General features: G+C 67.1%; 19 protein-coding genes and 1 riboswitch. Of the genes, 10 read left to right on the top strand and 9 right to left on the bottom strand.

Annotation, left to right across the window (positions count from 1 at the left end):
• Nucleotides 1-35 precede the first annotated feature (35 nt).
• Entirely contained in the window at nt 36-602 is a 567-nt protein-coding gene (locus tag AC4AMJ_RS08655) for a mismatch-specific DNA-glycosylase (protein ID WP_489917803.1), read from the top strand.
• A 4-nt stretch (nt 603-606) separates the two neighbouring features.
• Here AC4AMJ_RS08655 and AC4AMJ_RS08650 read toward each other — a convergent pair whose 3' ends face one another.
• The 5 genes from AC4AMJ_RS08650 to AC4AMJ_RS08630 form a co-directional block, all read right to left on the bottom strand.
• The gene (locus AC4AMJ_RS08650; protein ID WP_489895919.1) at nt 607-903 is read right to left on the bottom strand and encodes a DUF503 domain-containing protein; all 297 of its coding nucleotides are present in this window, start codon (nt 901-903) and stop codon (nt 607-609) included.
• Nucleotides 904-1,534: 631 nt separating this feature from the next.
• Entirely contained in the window at nt 1,535-2,782 is a 1,248-nt protein-coding gene (locus tag AC4AMJ_RS08645) for a polysaccharide pyruvyl transferase family protein (protein WP_489917802.1), read from the bottom strand.
• Nucleotides 2,783-2,825: 43 nt separating this feature from the next.
• Nucleotides 2,826-3,662 carry a polyphosphate kinase 2 gene (gene ppk2, locus AC4AMJ_RS08640; protein WP_489895917.1) on the bottom strand — a complete coding sequence of 279 codons (837 nt, stop codon included), beginning with the start codon at nt 3,660-3,662 and terminating at the stop codon, nt 2,826-2,828.
• Nucleotides 3,663-3,688: 26 nt separating this feature from the next.
• On the bottom strand, nt 3,689-4,681 hold the full coding sequence (locus AC4AMJ_RS08635; RefSeq protein ID WP_489895916.1) for a malate dehydrogenase: 993 nt from the start codon (nt 4,679-4,681) through the stop codon (nt 3,689-3,691).
• Nucleotides 4,682-4,711: 30 nt separating this feature from the next.
• The gene (locus AC4AMJ_RS08630; protein ID WP_489895915.1) at nt 4,712-5,311 is read right to left on the bottom strand and encodes an META domain-containing protein; all 600 of its coding nucleotides are present in this window, start codon (nt 5,309-5,311) and stop codon (nt 4,712-4,714) included.
• A gap of 41 nt (nt 5,312-5,352) precedes the next feature.
• Between AC4AMJ_RS08630 and AC4AMJ_RS08625 the strand changes: the two genes are divergently transcribed.
• Nucleotides 5,353-6,537 (top strand): hypothetical protein, encoded by a 1,185-nt coding sequence (locus tag AC4AMJ_RS08625; RefSeq protein ID WP_489917801.1) that lies wholly within the window; start codon nt 5,353-5,355, stop codon nt 6,535-6,537.
• On the opposite strand, the gene AC4AMJ_RS08620 is transcribed toward AC4AMJ_RS08625, so the two are convergent.
• Nucleotides 6,531-8,048: a hypothetical protein gene (locus AC4AMJ_RS08620; RefSeq protein ID WP_489895913.1), complete on the bottom strand. Its 1,518-nt coding sequence runs from the start codon at nt 8,046-8,048 to the stop codon at nt 6,531-6,533. The two genes, AC4AMJ_RS08625 and AC4AMJ_RS08620, sit on opposite strands and share 7 nt — an antisense overlap.
• 271 nt (nt 8,049-8,319) lie before the next feature.
• Between AC4AMJ_RS08620 and secA2 the strand changes: the two genes are divergently transcribed.
• The 8 genes from secA2 (at nt 8,320) to gcvP (ending at nt 18,190) form a co-directional block, all read left to right on the top strand.
• A complete protein-coding gene (gene secA2, locus AC4AMJ_RS08615; RefSeq protein ID WP_489917800.1) occupies nt 8,320-10,794 on the top strand; it encodes an accessory Sec system translocase SecA2 in 2,475 nt (824 codons plus the stop codon).
• 23 nt (nt 10,795-10,817) lie between these two features.
• Nucleotides 10,818-11,432, top strand: coding sequence for a CDP-alcohol phosphatidyltransferase family protein (locus AC4AMJ_RS08610; RefSeq protein ID WP_489917799.1), 615 nt, complete (start codon nt 10,818-10,820; stop codon nt 11,430-11,432).
• 118 nt (nt 11,433-11,550) lie between these two features.
• A complete protein-coding gene (gene gcvH, locus AC4AMJ_RS08605; RefSeq protein WP_489895908.1) occupies nt 11,551-11,955 on the top strand; it encodes a glycine cleavage system protein GcvH in 405 nt (134 codons plus the stop codon).
• Between the two features lie 318 nt (nt 11,956-12,273).
• The gene (gene garA, locus AC4AMJ_RS08600; protein WP_489895906.1) at nt 12,274-12,729 is read left to right on the top strand and encodes a glycogen accumulation regulator GarA; all 456 of its coding nucleotides are present in this window, start codon (nt 12,274-12,276) and stop codon (nt 12,727-12,729) included.
• A 4-nt stretch (nt 12,730-12,733) separates the two neighbouring features.
• On the top strand, nt 12,734-13,459 hold the full coding sequence (gene ftsR / locus AC4AMJ_RS08595; RefSeq protein WP_489900913.1) for a transcriptional regulator FtsR: 726 nt from the start codon (nt 12,734-12,736) through the stop codon (nt 13,457-13,459).
• Between the two features lie 117 nt (nt 13,460-13,576).
• A complete protein-coding gene (locus AC4AMJ_RS08590) occupies nt 13,577-14,083 on the top strand; it encodes a bifunctional nuclease family protein (protein WP_489895904.1) in 507 nt (168 codons plus the stop codon).
• 247 nt (nt 14,084-14,330) lie between these two features.
• Nucleotides 14,331-14,993: a MerR family transcriptional regulator gene (locus AC4AMJ_RS08585; protein ID WP_489895902.1), complete on the top strand. Its 663-nt coding sequence runs from the start codon at nt 14,331-14,333 to the stop codon at nt 14,991-14,993.
• A 64-nt stretch (nt 14,994-15,057) separates the two neighbouring features.
• Nucleotides 15,058-15,159, top strand: a riboswitch (glycine riboswitch).
• Nucleotides 15,160-15,319: 160 nt separating this feature from the next.
• Nucleotides 15,320-18,190, top strand: a complete 2,871-nt coding sequence (gcvP, locus tag AC4AMJ_RS08580; protein WP_489917798.1) for an aminomethyl-transferring glycine dehydrogenase — start codon at nt 15,320-15,322, stop codon at nt 18,188-18,190.
• Here gcvP and AC4AMJ_RS08575 read toward each other — a convergent pair.
• The 3 genes from AC4AMJ_RS08575 to AC4AMJ_RS08565 all read right to left on the bottom strand — a co-directional run bounded on the left by AC4AMJ_RS08575 (nt 18,187) and on the right by AC4AMJ_RS08565 (nt 22,830).
• A complete protein-coding gene (locus AC4AMJ_RS08575) occupies nt 18,187-19,452 on the bottom strand; it encodes a hypothetical protein (protein ID WP_489900911.1) in 1,266 nt (421 codons plus the stop codon). The two genes, gcvP and AC4AMJ_RS08575, sit on opposite strands and share 4 nt — an antisense overlap.
• 148 nt (nt 19,453-19,600) lie before the next feature.
• A complete protein-coding gene (locus AC4AMJ_RS08570; RefSeq protein WP_489895898.1) occupies nt 19,601-21,805 on the bottom strand; it encodes a malate synthase G in 2,205 nt (734 codons plus the stop codon).
• A 119-nt stretch (nt 21,806-21,924) separates the two neighbouring features.
• Nucleotides 21,925-22,830, bottom strand: a complete 906-nt coding sequence (locus AC4AMJ_RS08565) for a 3-methyladenine DNA glycosylase (protein WP_489895896.1) — start codon at nt 22,828-22,830, stop codon at nt 21,925-21,927.

Here is a 22,830-nt window from a genome sequence, read left to right as displayed (position 1 = left end):
GCGGGTACCGTTTGCGACGTCGACGGCGATTCGTGATGGGTTTCACCCGCGAGCAACTCCTGTCGTACCGCGGCGTCGAGGTGGCCGATCTGATCGGCGACGACTGTCGCTTGCTGTTCGTGGGCATCAATCCCGGTCTCTGGACGGCGGCGGTCGGGGCGCACTTCGCACGGCCAGGCAACCGGTTCTATCCGGCTCTGTACCGATCGGGCATCGTCGACCGGCTTATCGACGCGTCCGACGGCATGTCCAACGAGGACCGGGACCTGTTGTGCAGCCGTGGTATCGGCATCACGAACGTGGTGGCGCGGGCAACGGCGACTGCCGCTGAACTGTCGGCCGACGAGCTGCGTACCGGCGGTCGGCGGCTTCGCGAGACGGTCGAACGCGTCGCGCCTCGGGTGGTGGCGATCGCTGGGATCACGGCCTATCGCTCGGCGTTCGACCTACCTCGCGCCGTCGTCGGACCTCAGTCCGAAGAGTGGCACGGTGCCGCGGTGTGGGTGGTGCCCAACCCCAGTGGCCTCAACGCACACGAAACCGTCGAATCGCTCGCCGCGGCCTATGCGCGGGCGGCGCGGGCTGCCGGAGTTCTGGGGTGAGCTGTCACATGTCGGTCGACGAGATGATTCGACGACGCACGGAGAGCAGCTCCACCTCGGGACGGCCACCGGCGAAACGCTCGACCGCGTCGAGAACGTCGATGACATGCGCCCGGTCGGCGGCCACCACGCCGACCCCGATCACCGTGCGCCGGTGTACGTCGAGAAAGCCGACCTCGGCGGTCGAGACAGCGAACCGTCGCCGAACCTCGGCGACGATCGGCCGGACGACGGACCGCTTGTGCTTCAGCGAATGCACATCGCCGAGCAGGTAGTCGAGTTCTGCGAAACCGATCCACATCGTGGTGCCGATTGTATCGGCCGGCCGCTGTGGGACAGGAACAGCTCCACTTGTGGTCCGGGCCGTTGGGGCGACCCCCGATCCCTGGGGAGGCCCCGTTCGCTGGGGAGGCCCCGATCCCTGGGGAGGCCCCGTTCGCTGGGGAGGCCCCGTTCGCTGGGGAGGCCCCGATCCCTGAGGAGGCCCGGAGCGCTAGCGGAGGGCCGTCACGAAGGGCGCCCTTCGTGACGCGTCGCTCGTTCCTCGCGAGGCTCCTCGGGGATCGGGTGGGACGCGTCGCTCGTTCCTCGCGAGGCTCCTCAGGGATCGGGGGGTGCGGGTGGTTCGTTCCTCGTGTGGGTTTGTCGGGTGCCCTTCGTGACGCGTCGCTCGTTCCTCGCGAGGCTCCTCAGGGATCGGGTGGGACGCGTCGCTTGTTCCTCGCGAGGCTCCTCGGGGATCGGGTGGGACGTGTCGCTCGTTCCTCGCGAGGCTCCCCAGGGATCGGGTGGTGCGGGTGGTTCGTTCCTCGCGAGGCTCCTCGGGGATCGGGTGGGACGCGTCGCTCGTTCCTCGCGAGGCTCCTCAGGGGCCGGGTGGTGACGTGTGGTTTGTCCTGGTGTGGCTTGTCTGGGGCCGGGTGAGTACGCCGTCAACGAGTCAGTCGACGTGGATAGAGCAGATGCGCCAGATCCTTCTTGGCGGCGACGGCGCGGGCCCGGTCCTGTGGTGAGAAGCCGCCGGCGGTGGGGCGTTGCGGGATCTGATCAGGATCGTCGACGACGGTCCAGCGTGAACCGGACGCCGTGAGCGAATGGTGCTTGGTGGCGTAGTAATCGGGGCGGCCGATGATGGCCACGCCCGAGTCACCGGCGGCGGCGGCGATCAGATGTGGATGGAAACGCGTGCTGATCCAGGTGTCGCCCCGCCCTACCGGTAACCCGGAACGCCACACATCGAGGAACGGTATCCGGGTGGACCCCTGCAGGCGGTCGGCCAACCGGGTTGGGATCTCCAGGTCTCGCCCAGGAATTCCCTCGACGACCGTCACGGCCTCGCCCGGGACCTGCCACGCGTCGAGGGTGTCGTGGACGAAGCGGGTGAGAGCGTCGAGCCCCGTGGTCCCGTTCGCGGCGAACTCCTCGGTCAGGTCGGACTGCAGGCACAATGTCACGCCGTCTCGTGGAGATCCCATGTCCCGGGACGGCGGGGCAGTCAGTTCATCCACCGCCAGCCAGGCGTCGTCGCCGGTCCGCCGCCGGGCCGTCGCGCCGTCGAGAGCATCGGCTGAGGCGGCGTCGCGCACGTCGAACACGGCGAACACGTCGGCCGCGTCACGAAGGACCGACCATCCCGGTCCGTCCAAACGGGGGAGCAGCCCCTGACCGGTGGCGTATGCGACGGCACCGGTGGTGCGGACCAGTTCGGCCGCGGCAGCCACCAGCGAGACATGGTGTGGCCAGACCTGATTGAGGTATCCGCCACCCAGGAGATGCACCGACGAGGCGCGCCGGAAGACGTCGACTCCTTCGGCGAGTCGCGGTGCGGGGCCGAAGCGGGTCGCCGCCTCGGCGACCCAGGTCCACGGGATGTCCGGGTCCGGACCGTCGGTGCGGGTACGGTCGGCCGCGTAGTTGGTCAGCTGCCACAACGTGTCGACGAATACGGCGCCGGGGTGAATGCCCCGGAGCAGCAATGACGCCTGGCCCGGACTGTGGCAGTCGAGGACCACCATCGCGCGTGGGCGGGCGCGGGCCAGGTGCCGCAGCCATGCCCTGGCGATCACCTCGTCACCGTAGTTCGGAAACCCTGACGGGCCGATGAGGTAGATGATCTCCCGTGAACTCAGTCGTTTGCGGATACGGGCGATGGCGTTGGCGGGCAGACCGGGCGCAGGCACCCACGGGATGTTACCCACTTCGGCGGGTGGGCCGACGCCGTCGTCAGTGATCGCTGCCGAGGAGTGTGGCGACGTGATCCGGGACGTACTTGGACAGGGACCGAGGAGGTCGTCGGTAGTTGCCCGAGTCGATCGGTTTCTTGGGTAGATCGACCTTGTTCCTCGGAACGTCTTCGTATTCGATGGTGGACAGGAGATGAGCGATCATGTTCAGTCGCGCGTGCTTCTTCACGTCCGACTCGACGACGAACCACGGACTCAGCGCTGTGTCGGTGTGGACCATCATCTCGTCCTTGGCTCGCGAGTAGTCCTCCCAGCGGTAGACGGCCTCGAGGTCCATCGGGCTGAGTTTCCACTGGCGCACCGGATCGTTCAGGCGTGAGCGGAACCGTTTGAGCTGTTCCTCGTCAGAGACCGAGAACCAGTACTTGCGCAACAGGATTCCGTCGTCGATGAGCATCTGCTCGAAGATCGGGGTCTGGCGCAGAAAGCGGGTGTGTTCCTCGGGGGTGCAGAAACCCATCACCTTCTCGACACCGGCACGGTTGTACCAGGACCTGTCGAACAGGACGATCTCGCCCGGTGCCGGCAGGTGCGCCACATAGCGCTGGTAGTACCACTGTCCACGCTCACGATCGGTGGGCGCGGGCAGCGCGGCCACGCGGGTGACGCGCGGACTGAGATACTCGCTGATCCGCTTGATCGTCCCGCCCTTGCCCGCGGCGTCGCGTCCCTCGAAGATCACCACCACACGGGAACCCGTGGTGCGCACCCATTCCTGCAGCTTCACCAACTCGGTCTGCAGTCGGAAGATCTCGGCGTCGTAGACCTTGCCGGAGATCTTCTTGGGACTCTTGTCACCGTGCGACTTCTTCGCCATGAGGACAGAGCTTACGTTCTGAACCCTCAGGCGGGGAGGAGGTCGCCCACCGCCGCGATCTCGTCGGCCAGTTCGGCCACGGACGCGTCGATCCGTGCCCGGGAGAACTCGTTGATGTCGAGTCCCTCCACGATCTCCCAGCGACCGTTCACCGAACGCACCGGGAACGAGCAGACGAGTCCCTCGGGCACACCGTAGCTGCCCGGCGATGGGAGAGCGGCCGACGTCCAGTCGCCGTCGGGCGTGCCGAGGACCCAGTCATGAACGTGGTCGATGGTCGCGCTGGCCGCCGACGCCGCCGACGAAGCGCCGCGGGTCTCGATGATCGCTGTCCCACGTTTCGCAACCGTCGGGATGAAGTCGTCTTCCAGCCAGGCGCGGTCCTCGGCGAGTTCGGCGCCGCTGCGCCCGGCCACACGGGCATGGAAGATGTCGGGATACTGGGTCGGGGAGTGGTTGCCCCACACCGAGACCCGACTGATCTCGCGGGCAGCGCAGTGTGCCCGATGGGAGAGCTGCGCGATCGCCCGGTTGTGATCGAGGCGGGTCAACGCGGTGAATCGTTCCGACGGGATGTCGGGTGCGTGTGCAGCAGCGATCGCAGCGTTGGTGTTGGCCGGGTTACCCACCACGATGACCCGGAGATCCTCTGCGGCAACCTCGTTGAGGGTTGCACCCTGCTCGGCGAAGATGGCCGCATTGGCCTGCAGCAGGTCCGCACGTTCCATTCCCTTGCTGCGCGGCTGCGCCCCGACCAACAACGCGAAGTCGGTGCCGTCGAACGCTGCCCGCGGATCATCGTAGATGTCCACCGAGGACAGCTGTTCGTACGCGCCGTCGTCGAGTTCCATCGCGGTGCCGACGGCAGCCGATACCGCGTGAGGCAGTTCGAGCAATCGCAATCGGACAGGCTGGTCGTGGCCGAGCATCGCGCCTGCCGCGATCCGGAACAGTGCCGCGTAGCCGATGTGGCCGGCTGCGCCGGTGACGGTCACCACGGCGGGAGTGATCGAGGACATCGGATCCTTTCGACGGTTGCGTCCGGGTCGTCAGCCGGTGCGCACGGTGGTCTCGGTGAGCAGCACGGTCTGGATCGGGCTCGACAGCGTCAGCACCGGCCCCAGCACATGCCAGGTCAGGGGCACAGAGGTGAATGAGGCGAGCCAGCGGTCGGACTCCGATCGCGGCGGCGGGCACGCCATCCTCGTCGATGCGAGCGGGCCGATGCGCATCTGGTCGCCGGTGATCGTAGCGGTGCCGACGTGGCGATTGCACCCGGCATAGAGGCCGACGCGATGGCCCGGTCCGAACACGATACGCATCGGCCCGCCGCCGGGGATGGCGCCGCCGATGTCGGCCACCGATGCGTAGCTGCGGCCGACGAACAGGGAGTACGGGTCATCGGGGAGGACGGGTGGTGCCGGCGCGGGTCTGATGGGCGCGGGCGGACGGGGCGCGGGAAGCGCCGCCGCGGTTCCGGTCCCGATGGCGAGCACCATGACGATCGCGCTGACGATCGCACCGAGCAGCGACGCACCGGCCGCGGCCGTGGTGCTCCGCGGACGGGTGCCTGTTCCGATCGCCGCCGGCCGTTGTGGGATGCGATGATCGTTCCGGTTCGTGGCTGTTCCCTCGCCGATGGAAGCCATGCAGCCTACGGTAGCCGAACCGACCGAACAGGCGATGAACGATGACGCAATCGAACGTGTCCGCGGTCGCGGTGACCTGCCGGACCGAGTATCTGCGTCGACGCCACCTGATGGCGGCGCAGGTGGCTTGGGTATGCACCGCGTCCGGGTTGCTTGCACTCGTCGTTCTCAATGCGGTCGGAGTCGACGGGCACACGACCGCGGGAGCGGTCGCGGGTCTGCTGGTGCTGTCGTTGGCGGCGGCCGCGGTCGGACACCTGAGTCCGCGGGGAGCGGTCGTGCTCGCGGTGGATTCCGACTCGGTGTATCTCGGCGACGAGGTGCGCGGCATCGTCAGTCGTCCGCTGGCCGAATTGCATTCGGTGTCGCTCGGGTCGATGGCGGAGACGACCGGGGCGGCCGGGACGGTGGTCGAAGACCTCACCATCACCGGGCGTCGGACACTGACCCTGGAGTTCGCGCACTCCACCGGCGATGGCCACGAGGAGATCTCCCGATGGCGGATCGGGGTCGTGGAGAGCGATCCGGCCGCGATCGAGGTGATCGCCCGACTGCGCAGGCAGGTTCCTGCACACCACCCTCCGGCACAGCACCCTCCGGCACAGCATCCTCCGAGGACGGAACCGCTCGTCGACACGACATCGACTGCTGTTCTCGGTGAACCGGGTCCGGCTCGATCGACCACACCGCGCGTGGCGGACGCCGGCAGCGACGAAGCGGCCGAACGACTGTGGGAGGACGCGACTCGTCGACACGACGGGGTGCTGCGTGACTACGGGACCTATGAGATGGCGCCACAGATGCTGCTGCAATTCCCCGCGGTCACCGACGTCACGTTGACGTCCGTGCAGGACTTCCACATCGCGCTCGACGAGGCGACCGCGCTGCGAACCGAGCGCTACCCGGGCGATCGGGCGCGTGCCGACGCCTATCAGCAAGCGGTGAACACCTTGCGCCGGGCGTGGATCGCGTGTGAGACGAACGGCCGTCGGCTGGGGACGGGCTACCTCGCGTCCGAGGATCGGGACGACCTACGCCGCGCACTGAAGCTGTACGACCACGCCCGTAGCGGCGCCACGCCTGCCGAGCAGGTGACCTACTACACGAAGGTGCACGACATCGTCACCACACTCACCGATCGCGGCACCCTGCACCCGCCCGAACCGGCGATCGCCGAGCTGGCCGCGGCGACTCGACGTGCGATCGACGCGGGACCGGGTCAGTAGCCCTCTTCGAGGAATCGGCCATCCGGCGAATACGTCCCCGCAGACGCTGATTCTCGGGCCAACTCCACCTGGATGACCGGCTGTCCGTCGGGTTGGAAGATCGACGACATCTGGATGTCCACCGCGTCGGCATCGAAACGTTCGACGACGCCTCGCGCCATGGCGTCGCGACGTACCGAAGCGAACACCTCCGGCGACACGTCCTCGAAGGAGAACGACCCCGCGCCGCCGGTACCCGCATAGGTCGAGAACTCCGGGAAGGCTCCGGGTACGACGGTGAGCGTGCCGTATCGTCTGTCGTCGCTGAACTCCATCAGGACTCCGCCACTGTTCTGGATCTGCCCTGCATACATCGTCGGGGTGTTGTTCGCGGTCCCGCGGATCTCGAAGCGGCGCAGGATCTTCTGATCTGTCGAGAGCCCCGCGTCGGTCAGTGCGGCGCGGGCCAGGCCGAACGAGGCGTCGAAGTCGCCGGGATCGAAGAATGCTGCGACCGTGCCGTCGGCGCGGCCCTGTATCTCGACGTCGGTGATGCCGTGCTCTCCGAATCCGCCGACCAGGAGAACGGGTTGACCACGCACCGGCCGACCGACGGTGAATCCCGCCGGCGCCAGATCCTCGCCCTCGGCGGCCACCCGCGATTGCATCGTGGACGCCATCGCGGAGATGTCGGTGGTCGCGATCTCGGCGGCGCGGAAGGTGTCCGGCCGACGTTTTGTGGTCTCGGTGCGTTGTGGCTCCTGCCACCCGCGATCGCCGTACTTCCACAGGTTGACCGACTGCCCCGTGGTCGGGTCATAGACCTCGGCGCGCGATGTCTGATCGGCACCGAGCGAGATGCCGAGGATGTTGTCCGATGCCGACGATCCGAGCTCGGAGATCTGCCCGAGCACGTCCTGCAGGCGACCCGTGAGGTCCTTGACGATGCGATCGGACGTCGGGGTATCTGCGACGCCGCCGGTCATCGACGGCATCGAGAGGTCGACGTCCCACACCGTGCCGGGAACGCCGAACAGCACGGCGCCCGCAGTCGCGATCGTGACGGCGGGATAGAGCAGGGCCCGACGCCCCGGCTGGTCACCGAACTCCGGGACCTCGCTCGTCTCTCGCGGCGGGAGCGCGTCGGGCGGGACCGTACCGAACGGCCGCTCGACGAGGCTCTGGAAATGGCCCCGGCTCATGGCGGTGATCCAGCGTGCGTCATATGCGGTGTCATCGGGTGGCCGCAGGGTCGCGGTGAGCATCGTCGGTTGTAGGTCCGAGGCGGTGAGGCTGCTCCGCGTGATCGCGTTCACCTCGATGGGGACCGCCCGGTTCGACGTGCCCCGGCGGAACTCGGACAGCTCGGAGATCCGTGACGGGCGCGGCATGAGGGCCATGCCGACAAAGACCGCGGGTACACCGATGGCCAGGGCCACCCACCACGGATTGAATGCACCCACGCCGATACCGACGGCGATCAGGCAGCCGGACACCCCGGCTCGGAGAACACGCACGCCGGTCGAGCTCATCCTGGTGTCCTCCCCGGGTGGGACCGTCGTCGCTCACAGCAGTCGAGGTGATCATAGGAGCACCTGGCCGCGGATGGTCGTGCTCGCGGCGATCTTCGGTCCGGCCGGGTGGTTCGCGCGGACAGCGGTCTCGTGACGCGTACCGTGGACGGCGACCTCGGGGCACCCGCGGTCGGTTCCGGCAGGCCGCGCAGCCACGCCCGTCGCCGTGAGATCGGTGCCGCGACCAGTACACATGCGCGACACGCACAAGTGGAGGAGAAGTGTTTCGGTGGGCAAGCTGAGCAACAGTATGTGGCGACTCCTGGGTTCTCAGTCGTCCCGCAACCAATCGAAGTCGGTTGCGTTGATCAAGGAAGCCGATCGGCACACCACCTGGGCGACCGGTCTCGACGACGACGCGTTCGGGGCGGAGGCGCAGAAACTCGACATCGGTTCCGACCATGGCGATCGAGCAAGGTTTCTCGCCCTGGTTCGTGAGGCCGCCGACCGGACACTGGACATGCGCCCGTTCGATGTGCAGCTACAAGGCGCACTCCGTCTGCTCGAGGGCGACATCGTCGAGATGGCGACCGGTGAGGGCAAGACCCTCTCGGGTGCGATCGCGGCCATCGGATATGTGCTGCAGGGACATCGGGTCCACGTCATCTCGGTGAACGACTACCTCGCCACGCGCGATGCCGAGTGGATGGCGCCATTGTTCGCGGCGTTCGGTCTGACCGCGAAAGCGGTGTCGGAGAATTCCGATCGTGGCGACCGCAAGGCGGCCTACGCCGCCGACATCACCTATGGGTCGGTCAACGAGATCGGGTTCGACGTGCTGCGCGATCAGCTGGCGCTCTCCGCGGACGATCTGGTGTCACCGACACCCGACGTGGCGATCATCGACGAGGCCGATTCGGTGCTGGTCGACGAGGCGCTCGTGCCGCTGGTTCTCGCCGGGTCGACCGAGGCCGAGGTTCCCGATCAGGCCATCCACGACGTCGTCGCGCGGATGAAGAACAAGCACTACGAGGTCGACACCGACGGCCGCAACGTGACCCTCACCGAGGAGGGCGCAGCGTTCGTCGAGGAGGAACTCGGCGGGATCGACCTCTACGACGAAGAGCATGTCGGCACGACCCTCGTGCACATCAACATCGCGATGCACGCGCACTACCTGCTCGAGCGCGACGTCCACTACATCGTTCGCGACGGCGGCGTGCACCTGATCAACGCGTCGCGCGGACGGGTGGCCCAGCTGCAGCGTTGGCCGGACGGCGTACAGGCCGCGGTTGAGATCAAGGAGGGACTCAGCCAGACCGATTCGGGCGAGGTGATCGACACGATCACCGTGCAGGCTCTGATCGGTCGGTATCCCAAGGTGTGCGGCATGACCGGCACCGCGCTCGCCGCCGGCGAACAGTTCCGGCAGTTCTACGACCTGCTCGTCTCGCAGATCCCGCCGAACACGGCCAACATCCGTGAGGACGAGGCAGATCGGGTCTATGACACGAAGGCCAACAAGGTCGAGGGTATCGTCGCCTACGTCAAGGAGATCCATGAGACCGGACAGCCGATCCTGATCGGCACGCACGACGTGGCCGAGTCCGAGGAGCTCGCCTACTTCCTGGACAAGGCCGGCGTCCCACCGGTGGTGCTCAACGCGAAGAACGACGCCGAAGAGGCCAAGATCATCGCTGAGGCGGGCGTGCGTGGTGCGGTGACCGTCTCGACCCAGATGGCGGGCCGCGGAACGGATATCCGGCTCGGCGGTTCCGCCGACGATGACGACGCGCGCACCGACGTCGTGGAACTCGGCGGGCTCTGCGTGATCGGCACCGGCCGGCATGACACCGAACGCCTCGACAATCAGCTGCGAGGCCGTGCGGGCCGGCAGGGTGATCCGGGCCGGTCGGTCTTCTTCTCCAGCGTCGAGGACCCGGTCGTCACCAAGAACCTCGCCTTCAAGCGCGACCCGGTGTCGCAGGCCGACGACGGGTCGATGGGTGCCAAGGGCATCGACCTGATCGAGCAGGCCCAGCGCGTCGCCGAGGGCGTCATGCTCGAGTTGCATGCCAACACCTGGCGGTACAACAAGCTGGTGAACCAGCAGCGCGACATCATCGTCGCCCGCCGGATGCAGATCCTCATCACCGACCTCGCACTCGACGAATTGCAAGAGCGTGAACCCGAGCGCTACGCGCAACTGATCGGGACGGCGACATCGCCCGCGGTCGAATCCGAATCCACCGACCACGGCTCGGCCGATGACGCCGAGGCGTCGATGGACGAGAGTGGTCCGACCGACGGCGCTGGCGAGACAACCACACAGGCCGAGACCGGACCGGCCCAGACCGAACAGACTCAGACCGAACCGGTCGCCCCGACCGAGCCCGTCGAGAAGGACGTGTTGGCGCAGGCGGCCCGCGAGATCATGCTGTATCACCTCGACCGGGCGTGGGCCGACCACCTCGCCTTCGTCTCCGACGTACGCGCGAGCATCCACCTGCGGTCGTTGGGCAAGCAGAGCCCGCTCGACGAGTTCCACAAGCTGATCCTGGACGAGTTCGCCACCCTCCCGGGCCACGCGCTCGACAAGGCGTGCGAGACGTTCCGCGAGGCATCGATCACGAATGACGGTGTGGACCTCGGTACCGCGGATCTGCATCGGTCGACGACCACGTGGACGTACATGGTTCACGACAATCTGTTCTCGTCGGGTGGGGCGAAGACCTTGCAGGGCATCATCGGCATCTTCCGGTGAGTTCCGGCGGGGGAGCCGAGGCCGTGGAACCGGTCGACAGCCAGTCGGGGCCGACGCCCCGCGACAGCGGGTTGCTGACGGTGCCCAACGCGCTGAGCGTGCTGCGTCTGGCCCTGATCCCGGTGTTTCTCTGGTTGTTGCTGGTGCAGAAGTCCGACGGGTGGGCGTTCGCGATCCTGGTGTTCTCCGGGTTCTCCGACTGGGCGGACGGAAAGCTCGCACGATGGCTGAACCAGTCGTCGAAGATCGGGGCGCTGCTGGACCCGGCGGCGGACCGGCTCTACATCGTCATCATCCCGATCGCGTTCGGGATCCGCGAGTTCGTGCCGTGGTGGTTGATCGCGGTGATCATCGGCAGAGATCTCGCGTTGTTCGCGACCGCCCCACTGCTGCGCTCTCGTGGACTGGTGGCGCTGCCGGTGCTCTACATCGGCAAGGCCGCAACCTTTGCCCTGATGAGCGCGTTCCCGTGGTTGCTTGCGGGACAACTCGATTCGGTGGTGGGCACGATCGCATACCCGGTCGGGTGGGCGTTCATGATCTGGGGTGTGGGCCTGTACCTCTGGTCGTTCCTGCTGTACGCCTACCAGACGCTGTTGGTCGTCCGTCGTATGCCGCGGGTGGCTGCCGGCTCGTGATCGCCGACGGATTCGGGGCAATCGGGCGACCCGCCCGACGATCCGGGTACAGATGACCTAAAGTCCTGCGTTTGAAGAAGTTCGCAGTTTTGTCGCCTCCGACCAGAAAGGTGCGACAGTGACCGAAACCGATGTGCCCGCAACGCTGCGCTACACGGCAGAGCACGAATGGGTGGAGAGAACGGGCCCCACAACGGTGCGAGTGGGCATCACCGACTTCGCCCAGGACGCGCTCGGAGACGTCGTCTTCGTCCAACTCCCGGCCGTCGACGACGCCGTCGAGCACGGCGAGTCGTTCGCCGAGGTGGAATCCACCAAGAGTGTCTCGGACATCTACGGCCCACTCGACGGTACGGTGTCGGAGATCAACGGAGAGCTCGAGTCGTCACCGGAACTGGTGAACTCTGATCCCTACGGATCAGGCTGGCTGGTCGTGATCAGCATGGCAGACGAGGGGGCCCTGGATGCGGCGCTCGCGGAGACTCTCGACGCGGACGGCTATCGCGGGGTCATCGACGCCTGACGCTTGTCGCTGCCCGGTCGGACCGGGGAGTAACAAGCCGACAACGCCCGACCCGTAAGCGGAATGTCGAGCAGGGCGCAGCGACTATGATCGTCGGTGTTCTGGTCGACTCGATCACCCGTGTGGCAACCGCGACACGGTACGGTTACTCACAGCAGGTCCGGTTCGATGTCCGACGAAGTCGGCGAGCCGGAGGCCCGAGCACGATGAAGATGCACCGGCACCGCCAGCGCATGGTCACGCGGTTCGCGTGTCCGTCCGGGACCGCCGGATGTGGGGACGCCGAGGCTCTCGGGCACAGAGACAGACGAAGGAGAAGTGGTGAGCGATAACGACAAGGACCTTGAGGCGCCGGTGGAGACCACATCGGTTTTCCGGGAGGAGTTCATCTCCGAACTCGATTCCGGAGCCGTCGCCTCGAGTGAACCCGCCGACACCGGGGTGGAGAGGCTCTCGCCCGGCACGGCGCTGCTTGTCGTCAAGCGTGGTCCCAATGCGGGATCGCGCTTCCTGCTCGATCAGGCGACGACCTCGGCCGGCCGGCACCCGGACAGCGACATCTTCCTCGACGATGTGACCGTCAGCCGACGTCACGCGGAATTCCGGCTTGGCGACAACGAGTTCCAGGTCGTCGACGTGGGCAGCCTCAACGGGACCTACGTGAACCGCGAACCGGTCGACACGGCCCAGCTGAGCAACGGCGACGAGGTGCAGATCGGCAAGTTCCGCCTCGTCTTCCTGAGTGGCCCGCGCGACGGCCAAGCGGGCGCCTGACCCCGTGACGGCGTCGTCGGCGGGGCAGCGCGGCGAAGGATCGATGTCCATCGGGTCGGTCCTCGCGCTGCTGCGGGAGGACTTCCCGGACGTCACGATCTCGAAGATCCGATTCCTGGAATCCGAGGGGTTGATCACGCCCGAGCGGGCGCCGTCGGGGTATCGCCGGTTCAGTTCGTCCGACGTCGAACGACTGCGGTTCGTGCTGACCGCTCAGCGTGATCGCTATCTGCCGCTCAAAGTGATCAAAGAGCAGCTCGACGCGATCGACGGTGGCGACGGTGGTGCGGGTGCCGGCGGCACCCGGTTGCTGTCATCCGCCCGGACCGCGGTCGCGCCGGCCACCGACTTCGGCGCCCGGGGTGGACGGGTCTCCCGCGAGGCGCTCATCGAGCGGACGGGTGTCGACTCGGCCTTCGTCACCGAACTGCAGCGTAATGGGTTGCTGATCTCGGGACCCGCCGGTTTTTACGACGAGGATGCGGTGCGACTGGTCGAGGCCGCTGCCGCCCTGGCGAACTATGGGGTGGAGACTCGGCACCTGAGAGCGTTCAAGGTGTCCGCGGATCGTGAGGCCGGACTGGTCGCCCAGATCGCCAGCCCGATCGCCAAGGGCAAGGGCACCGGGGCCCGCGATCGGGCCGAAGAGCTGGTTCGCGAGATCGCCGCATTGTCGGTCACACTGCACACGCAATTGGTCAAGGCTGCGGTTCGGGGAGTGCTCGACTGATCGGTATTCGGCGGCCCTCGTGGGGTCCCGATGCGGTGTAGCGTCGTGATCAGCGGTTCGGCCGCAGCGAGTCGGCCGACGTCAACTATCCGGCGATCATGAGGAGGCGGGTGCCAGATGGGCGAGATGCGAGTCGTGGGCATTCGGGTCGAGCCGCCGCAGAGCCAGCCCGTGCTGTTACTGCGCGAGGTCGAGGGCGAACGCTATCTGCCGATCTGGATCGGGCAGAGTGAAGCCGCGTCGATTGCGCTGCAGCAAAAGGGGATCGAGCCGCCTCGGCCGCTGACACATGACCTGATCGTGAATCTGATCGTCGAGTTCGGCCAGACCCTGCGCGAGGTTCGGATCGTCGACATGCAGGAAGGCACCTTCTACGCGGAGATGGTCTTCGGCGACGATCTACGTGTGTCGGCGCGACCGTCTGATTCGATCGCCGTCGCCATGCGGGCCGGGGTGCCCATCATCGCCGATGAGGACGTCCTCACCGAAGCAGGATTGTTGATCCCCGACGAGGACGGTGACGCGGGCGCACCGGCGGATGCCAAGGAAGACGAGGTCGAGAAGTTCAAGGAATTCCTCGACAACGTGTCCCCGGACGATTTCAAGGCCAGTGGCGGCGCATGAGCCGCGAATGGTCACGGAATGGGCACCGCGAGGTCACCGTTTGCTCGATCTCAAGTTGAGGTTGAGGCTCGCGGGCGCGTCGCGTTGATTGGTTCTCGAGAGCCACCTACCGTCGACACGTCTCCCGATTTCAGCGGGGACGGAGGATGATCGTCCGTCAGGCGCGTACTGTTGAACCAGTCCTCGAGGCTCACGCCCGGGGTTCGGTGTCTGTCGAGTCGATCCAGGCGTTGCGAGGGAGTCTGCAGTGGGCGATGAGCCGTTCGACGACGAGGTGACGTCACCGACGGAGGGGTCGCCTGGCAGTGATACCCGCGATGGTGACAGCCGCGATGTCCGTCCCGGTACGGCAACCCAGGGCAGCCTCGACGACATCGCGCCGGGACTGTTCCCGAACGACACCGTGCCGGATGAACTCATCGGCTACCGGGTGCCGAGCGCGTGTCAGATCGCCGGCATCACCTACCGCCAGCTCGACTATTGGGCCCGGACCTCACTCGTCGTGCCGTCGATCCGTGGTGCGGCCGGCTCGGGGAGCCAGCGTCTCTACTCGTTCAAGGACATCCTCGTCCTCAAGATCGTGAAGCGACTGCTCGACACCGGGATCTCGCTGCAGAACATCCGCGTGGCGGTGGACCATCTGCGCAAGCGTGGCGTCGAGGACCTCGCCCGCATCACCCTCTTCTCCGATGGCACCACCGTCTACGAGTGCACGTCGGCCGAGGAGGTCGTCGACCTGCTTCAGGGCGGTCAGGGCGTTTTCGGCATCGCGGTCAGCGGAGCCATGCGCGAATTGACCGGCACCATCGCAGATTTCCCGGGCGAGCGCGCCGACGGAGGTGTGACCGAAACCGCTCCGGAGGACGAACTGGCCGCACGTCGCAAGAGCCGCACCCGCCGTACCGGCTGAGGCAGCCCGCTCACCTCCCGCGTGCACTGCGGTGCCCGGGCATCGACGTATACTGGCTGGACGTCGCTGCGTTGCGGGAGAGAGCCACCGATCGGGTTCGAGGTGGCCGCCGAAGGAGCAACACCTCCTCGTCAAACTCTCAGGCACCCAGGACCGTGATGTTGACGGCGTCTCTGGAAAGTGACCCGGGGTGACCCGGGTCCGCCCACGGTGAAAGGTCGGCCCACAGCGGGCCGACCGAATCTCTCAGGCGTTTCGGTGTCCGCGAGCGGACCGACGAACATGACAGAGGGGGAGGGCCGCAGACCGCCGAGAGGTAGCCCGTCATGTCCGCCACTCCCCACACCGAGCCGGCCGAGTTCGTCGACCGCCACGTCGGACCCGACGCCGACGAGACCGAGCGCATCCTCGCCGAAATCGGCGTGCCCACCCTCGACGATCTGGCCCGGCAAGTCGTGCCGGCCGTGATCGCCGACGACCCGGGCGCCAACGGGCTGGCCGCGCTGCCCGACGCCATCTCCGAGCAGAGCGTCCATGACCGACTCGCCGAACTCGCCGCACGGAACGTGGTGGCGCGGTCGATGATCGGGTTGGGCTACTACGACACGTTCACGCCACCGGTGATCCTGCGCAACGTGCTGGAGAACCCAGCCTGGTACACCGCATATACGCCGTACCAGCCCGAGATCAGTCAGGGGCGCCTCGAGGCGCTGCTCAATTTCCAGACGATGGTCGCCGATCTGACCGCCATGGAGGTGGCCAACGCGTCGATGCTGGACGAGGCGACCGCGGCGGCCGAGGCGATGACCTTGATGCGTCGCGCCGGCAAGTCGCGTTCGTCCCGCTTGGTGGTCGACACCGATCTGTTCCCGCAGACCCGCGCGCTGATCGAGACGCGCGCAGAACCACTCGGCATCGAGGTGGTCGAGGCGTCGTTGCATCCCGCGATGCCCGGGTGTGGTCTGCCCGACGGTGACTTTTTCGGTGTGGTGCTGCAGACGCCCGGCGCCTCCGGCCGCATCCTCGGTGTCGCGCCGATCATCGCCGCGGCGCACGAGGCCGGCGCTCTCGTCGCCGTCGGCGCGGATCTGTTGGCGCTCACCCTAATCACCCCACCGGGCGAGGCCGGCGCCGACGTCTGTTTCGGCACCACGCAGCGGTTCGGGGTGCCGATGGGATTCGGCGGACCGCACGCCGGCTTTCTGTCGGTCCACTCCGCGCACGCGCGGCAGCTGCCGGGCCGATTGGTCGGCGTCTCCAAGGACGCCGACGGCAACCTCGCCTACCGGCTCGCGCTGCAGACCCGCGAACAGCACATCCGTCGGGAGAAGGCGACCAGCAACATCTGCACTGCGCAGGTCTTGCTGGCGATCGTCGCCGCGATGTACGCGTCCTATCACGGCGCCGACGGTCTGCGTGCCATCGCACGACGCGTTCACGACGCCGCGGTGTTCCTGGCGGATCGCCTGACGGTCGCAGGGTTCTCCGTGGCACACTCCTCGTTCTTCGACACCATCGTGGTTCGGGCGCCGGGTCAGGCCGCGGCTGTGGTGGCCCACGCCAAGCGCGACGGCAACATCAATCTCCGGCTGATCGACGCCGACACCATCGGCATCGCCTGCGACGAGACGACATCGGGAGACGACCTCGCAGCGGTTCTGCGCGCCTTCAGCGCGGAAGGTGTGCGGAGCCATGCGTTCTCCCAGCCGATCGAGACCCGCCGCAGCGAGTTCCTCACGCATCCGGCGTTCAACCGCTACCGCACCGAGACCGCGATGCTCCGGTACCTACGCGGGCTCTCGGACAAGGACATCGCCCTGGACCGCAGCATGATTCCTCTGGGGTCGTGCACGATGAAGCTCAACGCCACGGCGGAGATGGAGCCGATCACCTGGCCCGGTTTCGCGCGTCTGCACCCGTTCGCTCCGTCGTCGGATACGGTCGGCATCCGTGAACTCATCTCGACCCTCGAGGACTGGCTGGTCGCCATCACCGGATACGACCGCGTCAGCGTCCAGCCGAATGCCGGCTCGCAGGGCGAGTATGCGGGCCTGCTCGCCATCCGGCGCTACCACGTCAGCCGTGGGGACGTCGAACGTGACGTGTGTCTGATCCCCTCGAGCGCCCACGGAACCAACGCCGCGTCAGCTGTGATGGCCGGTCTGCGGGTCGTCGTGGTCGCCTGCCGGGAGAACGGTGACGTCGACGTCGATGACCTGCGCGCCAAGATCGGCAAGCACAGGGATGCGCTGGCGGCCATCATGATCACCTACCCGTCGACGCACGGTGTGTTCGAGCATGACATCGAGGAGATCTGCGCCGCGGTCCATGACGCCGGCGGCCAGGTCTACGTCGACGGCGCGAACCTGAACGCGCTGGTCGGCGTGGCCCGACCTGGACGCTTCGGCGGCGACGTCAGCCATCTGAACCTGCACAAGACGTTCTGCATCCCACACGGTGGGGGCGGCCCGGGCGTCGGACCGGTCGCCGTCGGTGAACACCTCGCGCCATTCCTGCCCGGACATCCGTTGGCCGACGACCTGCCCGATGAGGGAACGATCTCGGCCGCCCCGTACGGGTCGGCCTCGATCCTGCCGATCACGTACGCCTACATCGCCATGATGGGCGCAGACGGCCTGCGTCGGGCGACGCTGACCGCGATCGCGTCGGCCAACTACATCGCCCGGCGACTGGCCGATCATTTTCCGGTGCTGTATGCGGGCGAGAACGGATTCGTGGCCCACGAGTGCATCCTCGATCTGCGGCCGTTGACCAAGGCCACCGGTGTCACGGTGGACGACGTGGCAAAGCGCTTGGCGGACTATGGGTTCCACGCCCCGACGATGAGTTTCCCGGTGGCCGGCACGTTGATGGTCGAACCCACCGAGAGTGAGAACCTCGATGAGCTCGACGCCTTCTGCGAGGCGATGATCGCCATCCGCGCCGAGATCGATCGGGTCGGGGCCGGGGAGTGGCCGGCCGACGACAACCCGCTGCGCAATGCACCGCACACCGCGGAGGCTCTCGTCGCGGACTGGGATCACCTTTACTCGCGGGAGGTCGCGGTGTATCCGCAGGGATTGCCGTCGGCGGGCGCGCGGGCCAAGGTGTGGCCGGCGGTGCGACGCATCGACGGCACCTACGGCGACCGGAACCTGGTCTGCAGCTGCCCGCCGATCGAGGCGTTCAGCGACTAGCCTCCGGCCGCGGGGCTCGTCGCGGCGGGTTCGGTCGAGGATGCCGGGGCCGACGGTTTCGGCGCAATGGGCGGGCCGCTGTCGGGGCCGTACACGAGTCGATTGATCGTGACGGTGGCGGCGGTCTCGGGGTTGGGCATCGGGTCGTCGGTGACCGGGAACCCGACAGTCGCGGTCTTCGCCGGCATCGGCGCGTCGCCGCGGAACCCGAGCCCGGTGAGTTTCTTCAGCTGCTCCGGCTGACTCGCGAACTCGACGAACTCGGCGACGGCGTCGGTCTGCTCGGGCGCCACGTCGGGTCCGGTGAGCCGGATGATGGGGTAGTCGGCGATGGGCGTCGGACCGCCCGGGATGACCTCGGCGAGCCGCTGCGTCGTGTCGGCGCGGGTGAGCTGGTACAGGGACTGTTCGGTGATGGCGACCGCATGGATGGACGCGGTGGCCGGGTCGTCGGCGTCGGCGATCAACCGGGCCGCCCCGACCGGCGAGCCGTCGGGCGACTGCGGGGCACCCGAGAGCATGGCCTCGACACTGGATTCCACCCGGGGTGAACTCGCGTCCTGTTCGGTGAGCGTCCCGGTGGTTCGGGTGACCTGCATCGCCACCGCCTGGGCGGCGAGGGCAGTCGCGTCGGATTGCGCCCCGGTGGGCATCGAGAGGCGAATCGATCCCCAGCTGCCGAGTCCGACGTCGCCCAGGCTCGAATCGCGTTGCTGCAGGGTCGGTAGTTGGCGCCAATCGAGATTGCCGTCGAAGGCGGAAGCCAGTTGTGGCGCCGTGGCCAGCACGACCGGCGAGCTGACCAGCGATCTGGGATCGCCGTCGACGATGTCGGGCCGTGCGGTCATGAGGTCGGCCGCCCAGATCGAGGACTGTGGCATCCACGCCGCCGGGTACGCGCCGAGTGAGGCGGTGTCCCACGTGCCGGCGAGGCCGTCGAGGGTGATCTTGGCGTCACCAGGGCGCACCTCGACGGCGATGCAATGATCGCGCACGACGGGATCGGTCTTCGAGTATTCCTGAGCGATGGTGCCCAGTGCAGCGGCGATGTCGGGGTCGGCGATGACGGGCACCGTGGTCCTGCCTTCCACGCAGTTCGCCGCGGCCTGATCACCCTGCCGGTCGATGTGGTCGCCGAGCTGAACCCACACCACGACGAGGGCGGCGACGAGCACCACCCCCAACAGGGAGCCGACCAGACCTCGACTGACTCCGCGTCCACGCCCCGATGAGCGGCCGTCAGTACTCCGATGGTGTGCCAACCCCCCGCCTTCCGCAGCTCGGTCCGTCATCTGTCACCCCGGTCCGGTTGTGACCGGGGTGACAAACGACGACGATAGCGGACATCAGGACCGACGACACCATGGTGGCGACAATGCGCACCGCTGCGCAGCGCGGAACACCGGCCGATCAGGCGTTGGCGGCTTTGAATTCCCGCCGCTTGCGATGCAGGATCGGCTCGGTGTAGCCACTGGGCTGCTTGGCGCCTTCGAGGATCAGCTCCTTGGCCGCCTGGAAGGCGATGCTCGAGTCGAAGTCCGGGGCCATCGGCCGATAGGACGCATCCCCCGAGTTCTGCCGGTCGACGACCGGTGCCATCCGCTCGAGCGCGGCGACGATGTCCTCGGTGGTGACGATCCCGTGGTGCAGCCAGTTCGCCAGGAGCTGGCTGGAGATCCGCAGCGTCGCGCGGTCTTCCATCAACGCGATGTCGTGGATGTCGGGGACCTTGGAGCAGCCGACGCCCTGATCGATCCAGCGCACCACGTAGCCGAGGATGGACTGGCAGTTGTTGTCCAGTTCCTCCTTCTTCTCCTCGGCCGACCAGTCGGTCTTCGGTGCGAGCGGGATGGTCAGGATGTCGTCGACGGACGCCGGGTCGCGCTTGGCGATCTCGTCCTGCCTTTCGAACACGTCGACGAGGTGATAGTGCAGGGCGTGCAGCGTCGCCGCGGTCGGCGACGGCACCCAGGCGGTGGTCGCGCCGGCCTTGGGATGACCGATCTTCTGCTCGAGCATGTCGGCCATCAGGTCGGGCATGGCCCACATGCCCTTGCCGATCTGCGCCTTGTGCTGCAGGCCGGCGGCCAGACCGGTGTCGACGTTGAAATCCTCGTAGGCCGCGATCCACTTCTGCTGCTTCATCTCGCCCTTGCGGATCATCGCGCCGGCTTCCATGGAGGTGTGGATCTCGTCGCCGGTGCGGTCGAGGAAGCCCGTGTTGATGAACACCACGCGATCCTCAGCGGCCTTGATGCAGGCCTTGAGGTTGACGGTGGTCCGGCGCTCCTCGTCCATGATGCCGACCTTGAGCGTGTTCTCCGGCAGGCCGAGGACCTTCTCGACGCGGTCGAAGAGCTCGACGGTGAAGGCGACCTCGTCGGGGCCGTGCATCTTCGGCTTCACGATGTAGATCGAGCCGGTGCGGGAGTTCTGCAGCCCCTCGGCGGAGACACCCGGCCCGGTCGCTTCGCTTCCGGCACCGTTCATCCCATGGATGCCGATCAGCGAGGTGAACAGGCCGTCGAGGATGCCCTCGGGCACCTCGTTGCCGTCGGCGTCGAGGACGGCCGGGTTGGTCATCAGGTGACCCACGTTGCGGACGAACAGCAGGGAACGGCCGTGCAGGTCGAACGACGATCCGTCCGGCGCGAGGTAGTCGCGGTTGGGGTTGAGCACACGCGTGAACGTCTTGCCGCCCTTGGTGACCTCTTCGGCGAGATCCCCTCTGTTCAGGCCGAGCCAGTTGCGATAGCCGAGGACCTTGTCGTCGGCATCGACGGCGGCCACCGAGTCCTCGAAGTCCATGATCGTGGTGATCGCCGACTCGACGACCACATCCTTGATGCCTGCCGGGTCGGTCGTGCCGATGGGCGACTCGGCGTCGATCTCGATGTCGAGATGAAGACCGTTGTTGCGCAACAGGATCGACGTCGGTGCGCTCGGCTCGCCGCGGTATCCGGCGAACGCTGACGGGTCGGCCAACGACGATGTCTTGCCCTCGGCGAGGGTGACCTGCAACGCCGAGTCGACCACCGCGAAGGCGGTGACGTCGGAGTAGCTGCACTGTTCGAGCGGGACCGCCTTGTCCAGGAAGTCCTTGGCGTAGGCGATCACCTTGTCACCGCGCACCTTGTTGTACGAGGTGCCCTTCTCGGCGCCGTCGGTTTCCGGGATCGCGTCGGTGCCGTAGAGCGCGTCGTACAGCGAACCCCAGCGCGCATTCGACGCGTTGAGGGCGAAGCGCGCATTGAGCACGGGGACGACGAGCTGCGGTCCGGCGGTCTCGGAGATCTCCCGGTCGACGTTCTCGGTGCCGACCTGGAAATCGGCGGGAACCTCGGCCAGATATCCGATCTCGGTCAGGAACGACTTGTAGGCGTCGAAGTCGAACTCGCCCTTGTTGTCACGGTGCCACTGATCGATCTTGGCCTGCAGGTCGTCGCGGACCCCGAGGAGCTCGCGGTTGCGGGGTGCGAGATCGGAGATGACCGATGCCGCACCGGCCCAGAAGGCGTCCTGGTCTACACCGGTGCCGGGCAACGCCTCGTTGTTGATGAAGTCGTACAGGACGGAAGCGACCTGTAGCCCGTTGACGTTGATCCGGTCAGACATGACAGCCTTTCTCCAGCGATGAATCGACCCCTACATGCTACTCGCCGGTAATCAGCGCTTCGGCAGGTGGTGGCTCGGGTCGGGAGGGTCTCGATACATCTCCTCGCTACGCTCGTCGGCTACTCGACCAGCGGGAGGCTCGACAGCTCGGTACAACGGTGAATGATCGCCTCGCGCAGGACCGCGCCGTCTGCTGCGATCGCCACCTGCTCACGGACGTAGTGTGCACGGCCGGCCGGGGTCTCGATCGCGACGGGTTCATAGCCGAGGTCGCGCAGGTCGTACGGGCTCGCCCTCATGTCGAGTTCGCGTGCCCGCAGCGCCAATTCGAAACAGGCGAGGGTCAGGTCGGATTCGAGCAGCGGCGCCAGTGTGAAGCAGACTCGGTAGAGATCCATCGTCGCGTGCAGACAGCCGGGCTGTTCATCGGCGAGTTGGCGTTCCCGGGACAGTTCGTCGGAGTTGCGCCCGCGCGCCTGCGGAGTGAAGAAACGGAATGCGTCGAAGTGCGTGCACCGCAACGACATGTCCTCGACGACCGCGTCGGTGCCGGTGGGACCGAGGCGCAGTGGGATCTGATGGCGGGTGTCCGCGGTCCGATAGACCATCGCCCATTCATGCAGACCGAAGCAGCTCAGATGAGCGGGACGCGACGCGGTGGCCCGCAGCAGCGCCGATGTGGCCTCGAGCGCGCCGACGCGACGCCGCAGGTATGCCGGGTCGACGCTCACACCGTGGTGATCGGTCCCCGTCTCGACCCGCCGGTACCCGCGCAGGCTCAGGTACTCATCCCCGCCGTCGAGGGCGACGCCGTACCCGGGATGCCACCGGCGGACGTGGCCCGGTCGGGATGCGTAGTAGGTGAACAGGAAGTCGATCACCGGATGTTTCACGCCGGTTCGCCGGGCGCGCAGATAAGGTCCGATCAGCTCGTCCACGCGGGCACGGTGAGCGTCACGCAGGGCGTGCCACTCGGACCGGTGCAGTCGGCGCTGCACTTCTCGGGAGGCGGTGGAGGCGGTCAT

The organism is Gordonia sp. LMA484 (assembly GCF_058129505.1).
The sequence above is the reverse complement of the archived record's forward strand: the minus strand, read 5'-3'. Positions and strand labels throughout refer to the sequence as shown.

What these genes read in the sequence shown, in the direction of transcription:
- AC4AMJ_RS08655 (WP_489917803.1), top strand. Translation starts at nt 36, where the DNA reads ATGGGTTTCACCCGCGAGCAACTCCTGTCGTACCGCGGCGTCGAGGTG.
- AC4AMJ_RS08650 (WP_489895919.1), bottom strand. Translation starts at nt 903, where the DNA reads ATGTGGATCGGTTTCGCAGAACTCGACTACCTGCTCGGCGATGTGCAT.
- ppk2 (WP_489895917.1), bottom strand. Translation starts at nt 3,662, where the DNA reads ATGGCGAAGAAGTCGCACGGTGACAAGAGTCCCAAGAAGATCTCCGGC.
- AC4AMJ_RS08635 (WP_489895916.1), bottom strand. Translation starts at nt 4,681, where the DNA reads ATGTCCTCGATCACTCCCGCCGTGGTGACCGTCACCGGCGCAGCCGGC.
- AC4AMJ_RS08630 (WP_489895915.1), bottom strand. Translation starts at nt 5,311, where the DNA reads ATGGCTTCCATCGGCGAGGGAACAGCCACGAACCGGAACGATCATCGC.
- AC4AMJ_RS08625 (WP_489917801.1), top strand. Translation starts at nt 5,353, where the DNA reads ATGACGCAATCGAACGTGTCCGCGGTCGCGGTGACCTGCCGGACCGAG.
- AC4AMJ_RS08620 (WP_489895913.1), bottom strand. Translation starts at nt 8,048, where the DNA reads ATGAGCTCGACCGGCGTGCGTGTTCTCCGAGCCGGGGTGTCCGGCTGC.
- AC4AMJ_RS08590 (WP_489895904.1), top strand. Translation starts at nt 13,577, where the DNA reads ATGGGCGAGATGCGAGTCGTGGGCATTCGGGTCGAGCCGCCGCAGAGC.
- gcvP (WP_489917798.1), top strand. Translation starts at nt 15,320, where the DNA reads ATGTCCGCCACTCCCCACACCGAGCCGGCCGAGTTCGTCGACCGCCAC.
- AC4AMJ_RS08570 (WP_489895898.1), bottom strand. Translation starts at nt 21,805, where the DNA reads ATGTCTGACCGGATCAACGTCAACGGGCTACAGGTCGCTTCCGTCCTG.
- AC4AMJ_RS08565 (WP_489895896.1), bottom strand. Translation starts at nt 22,830, where the DNA reads ATGACCGCCTCCACCGCCTCCCGAGAAGTGCAGCGCCGACTGCACCGG.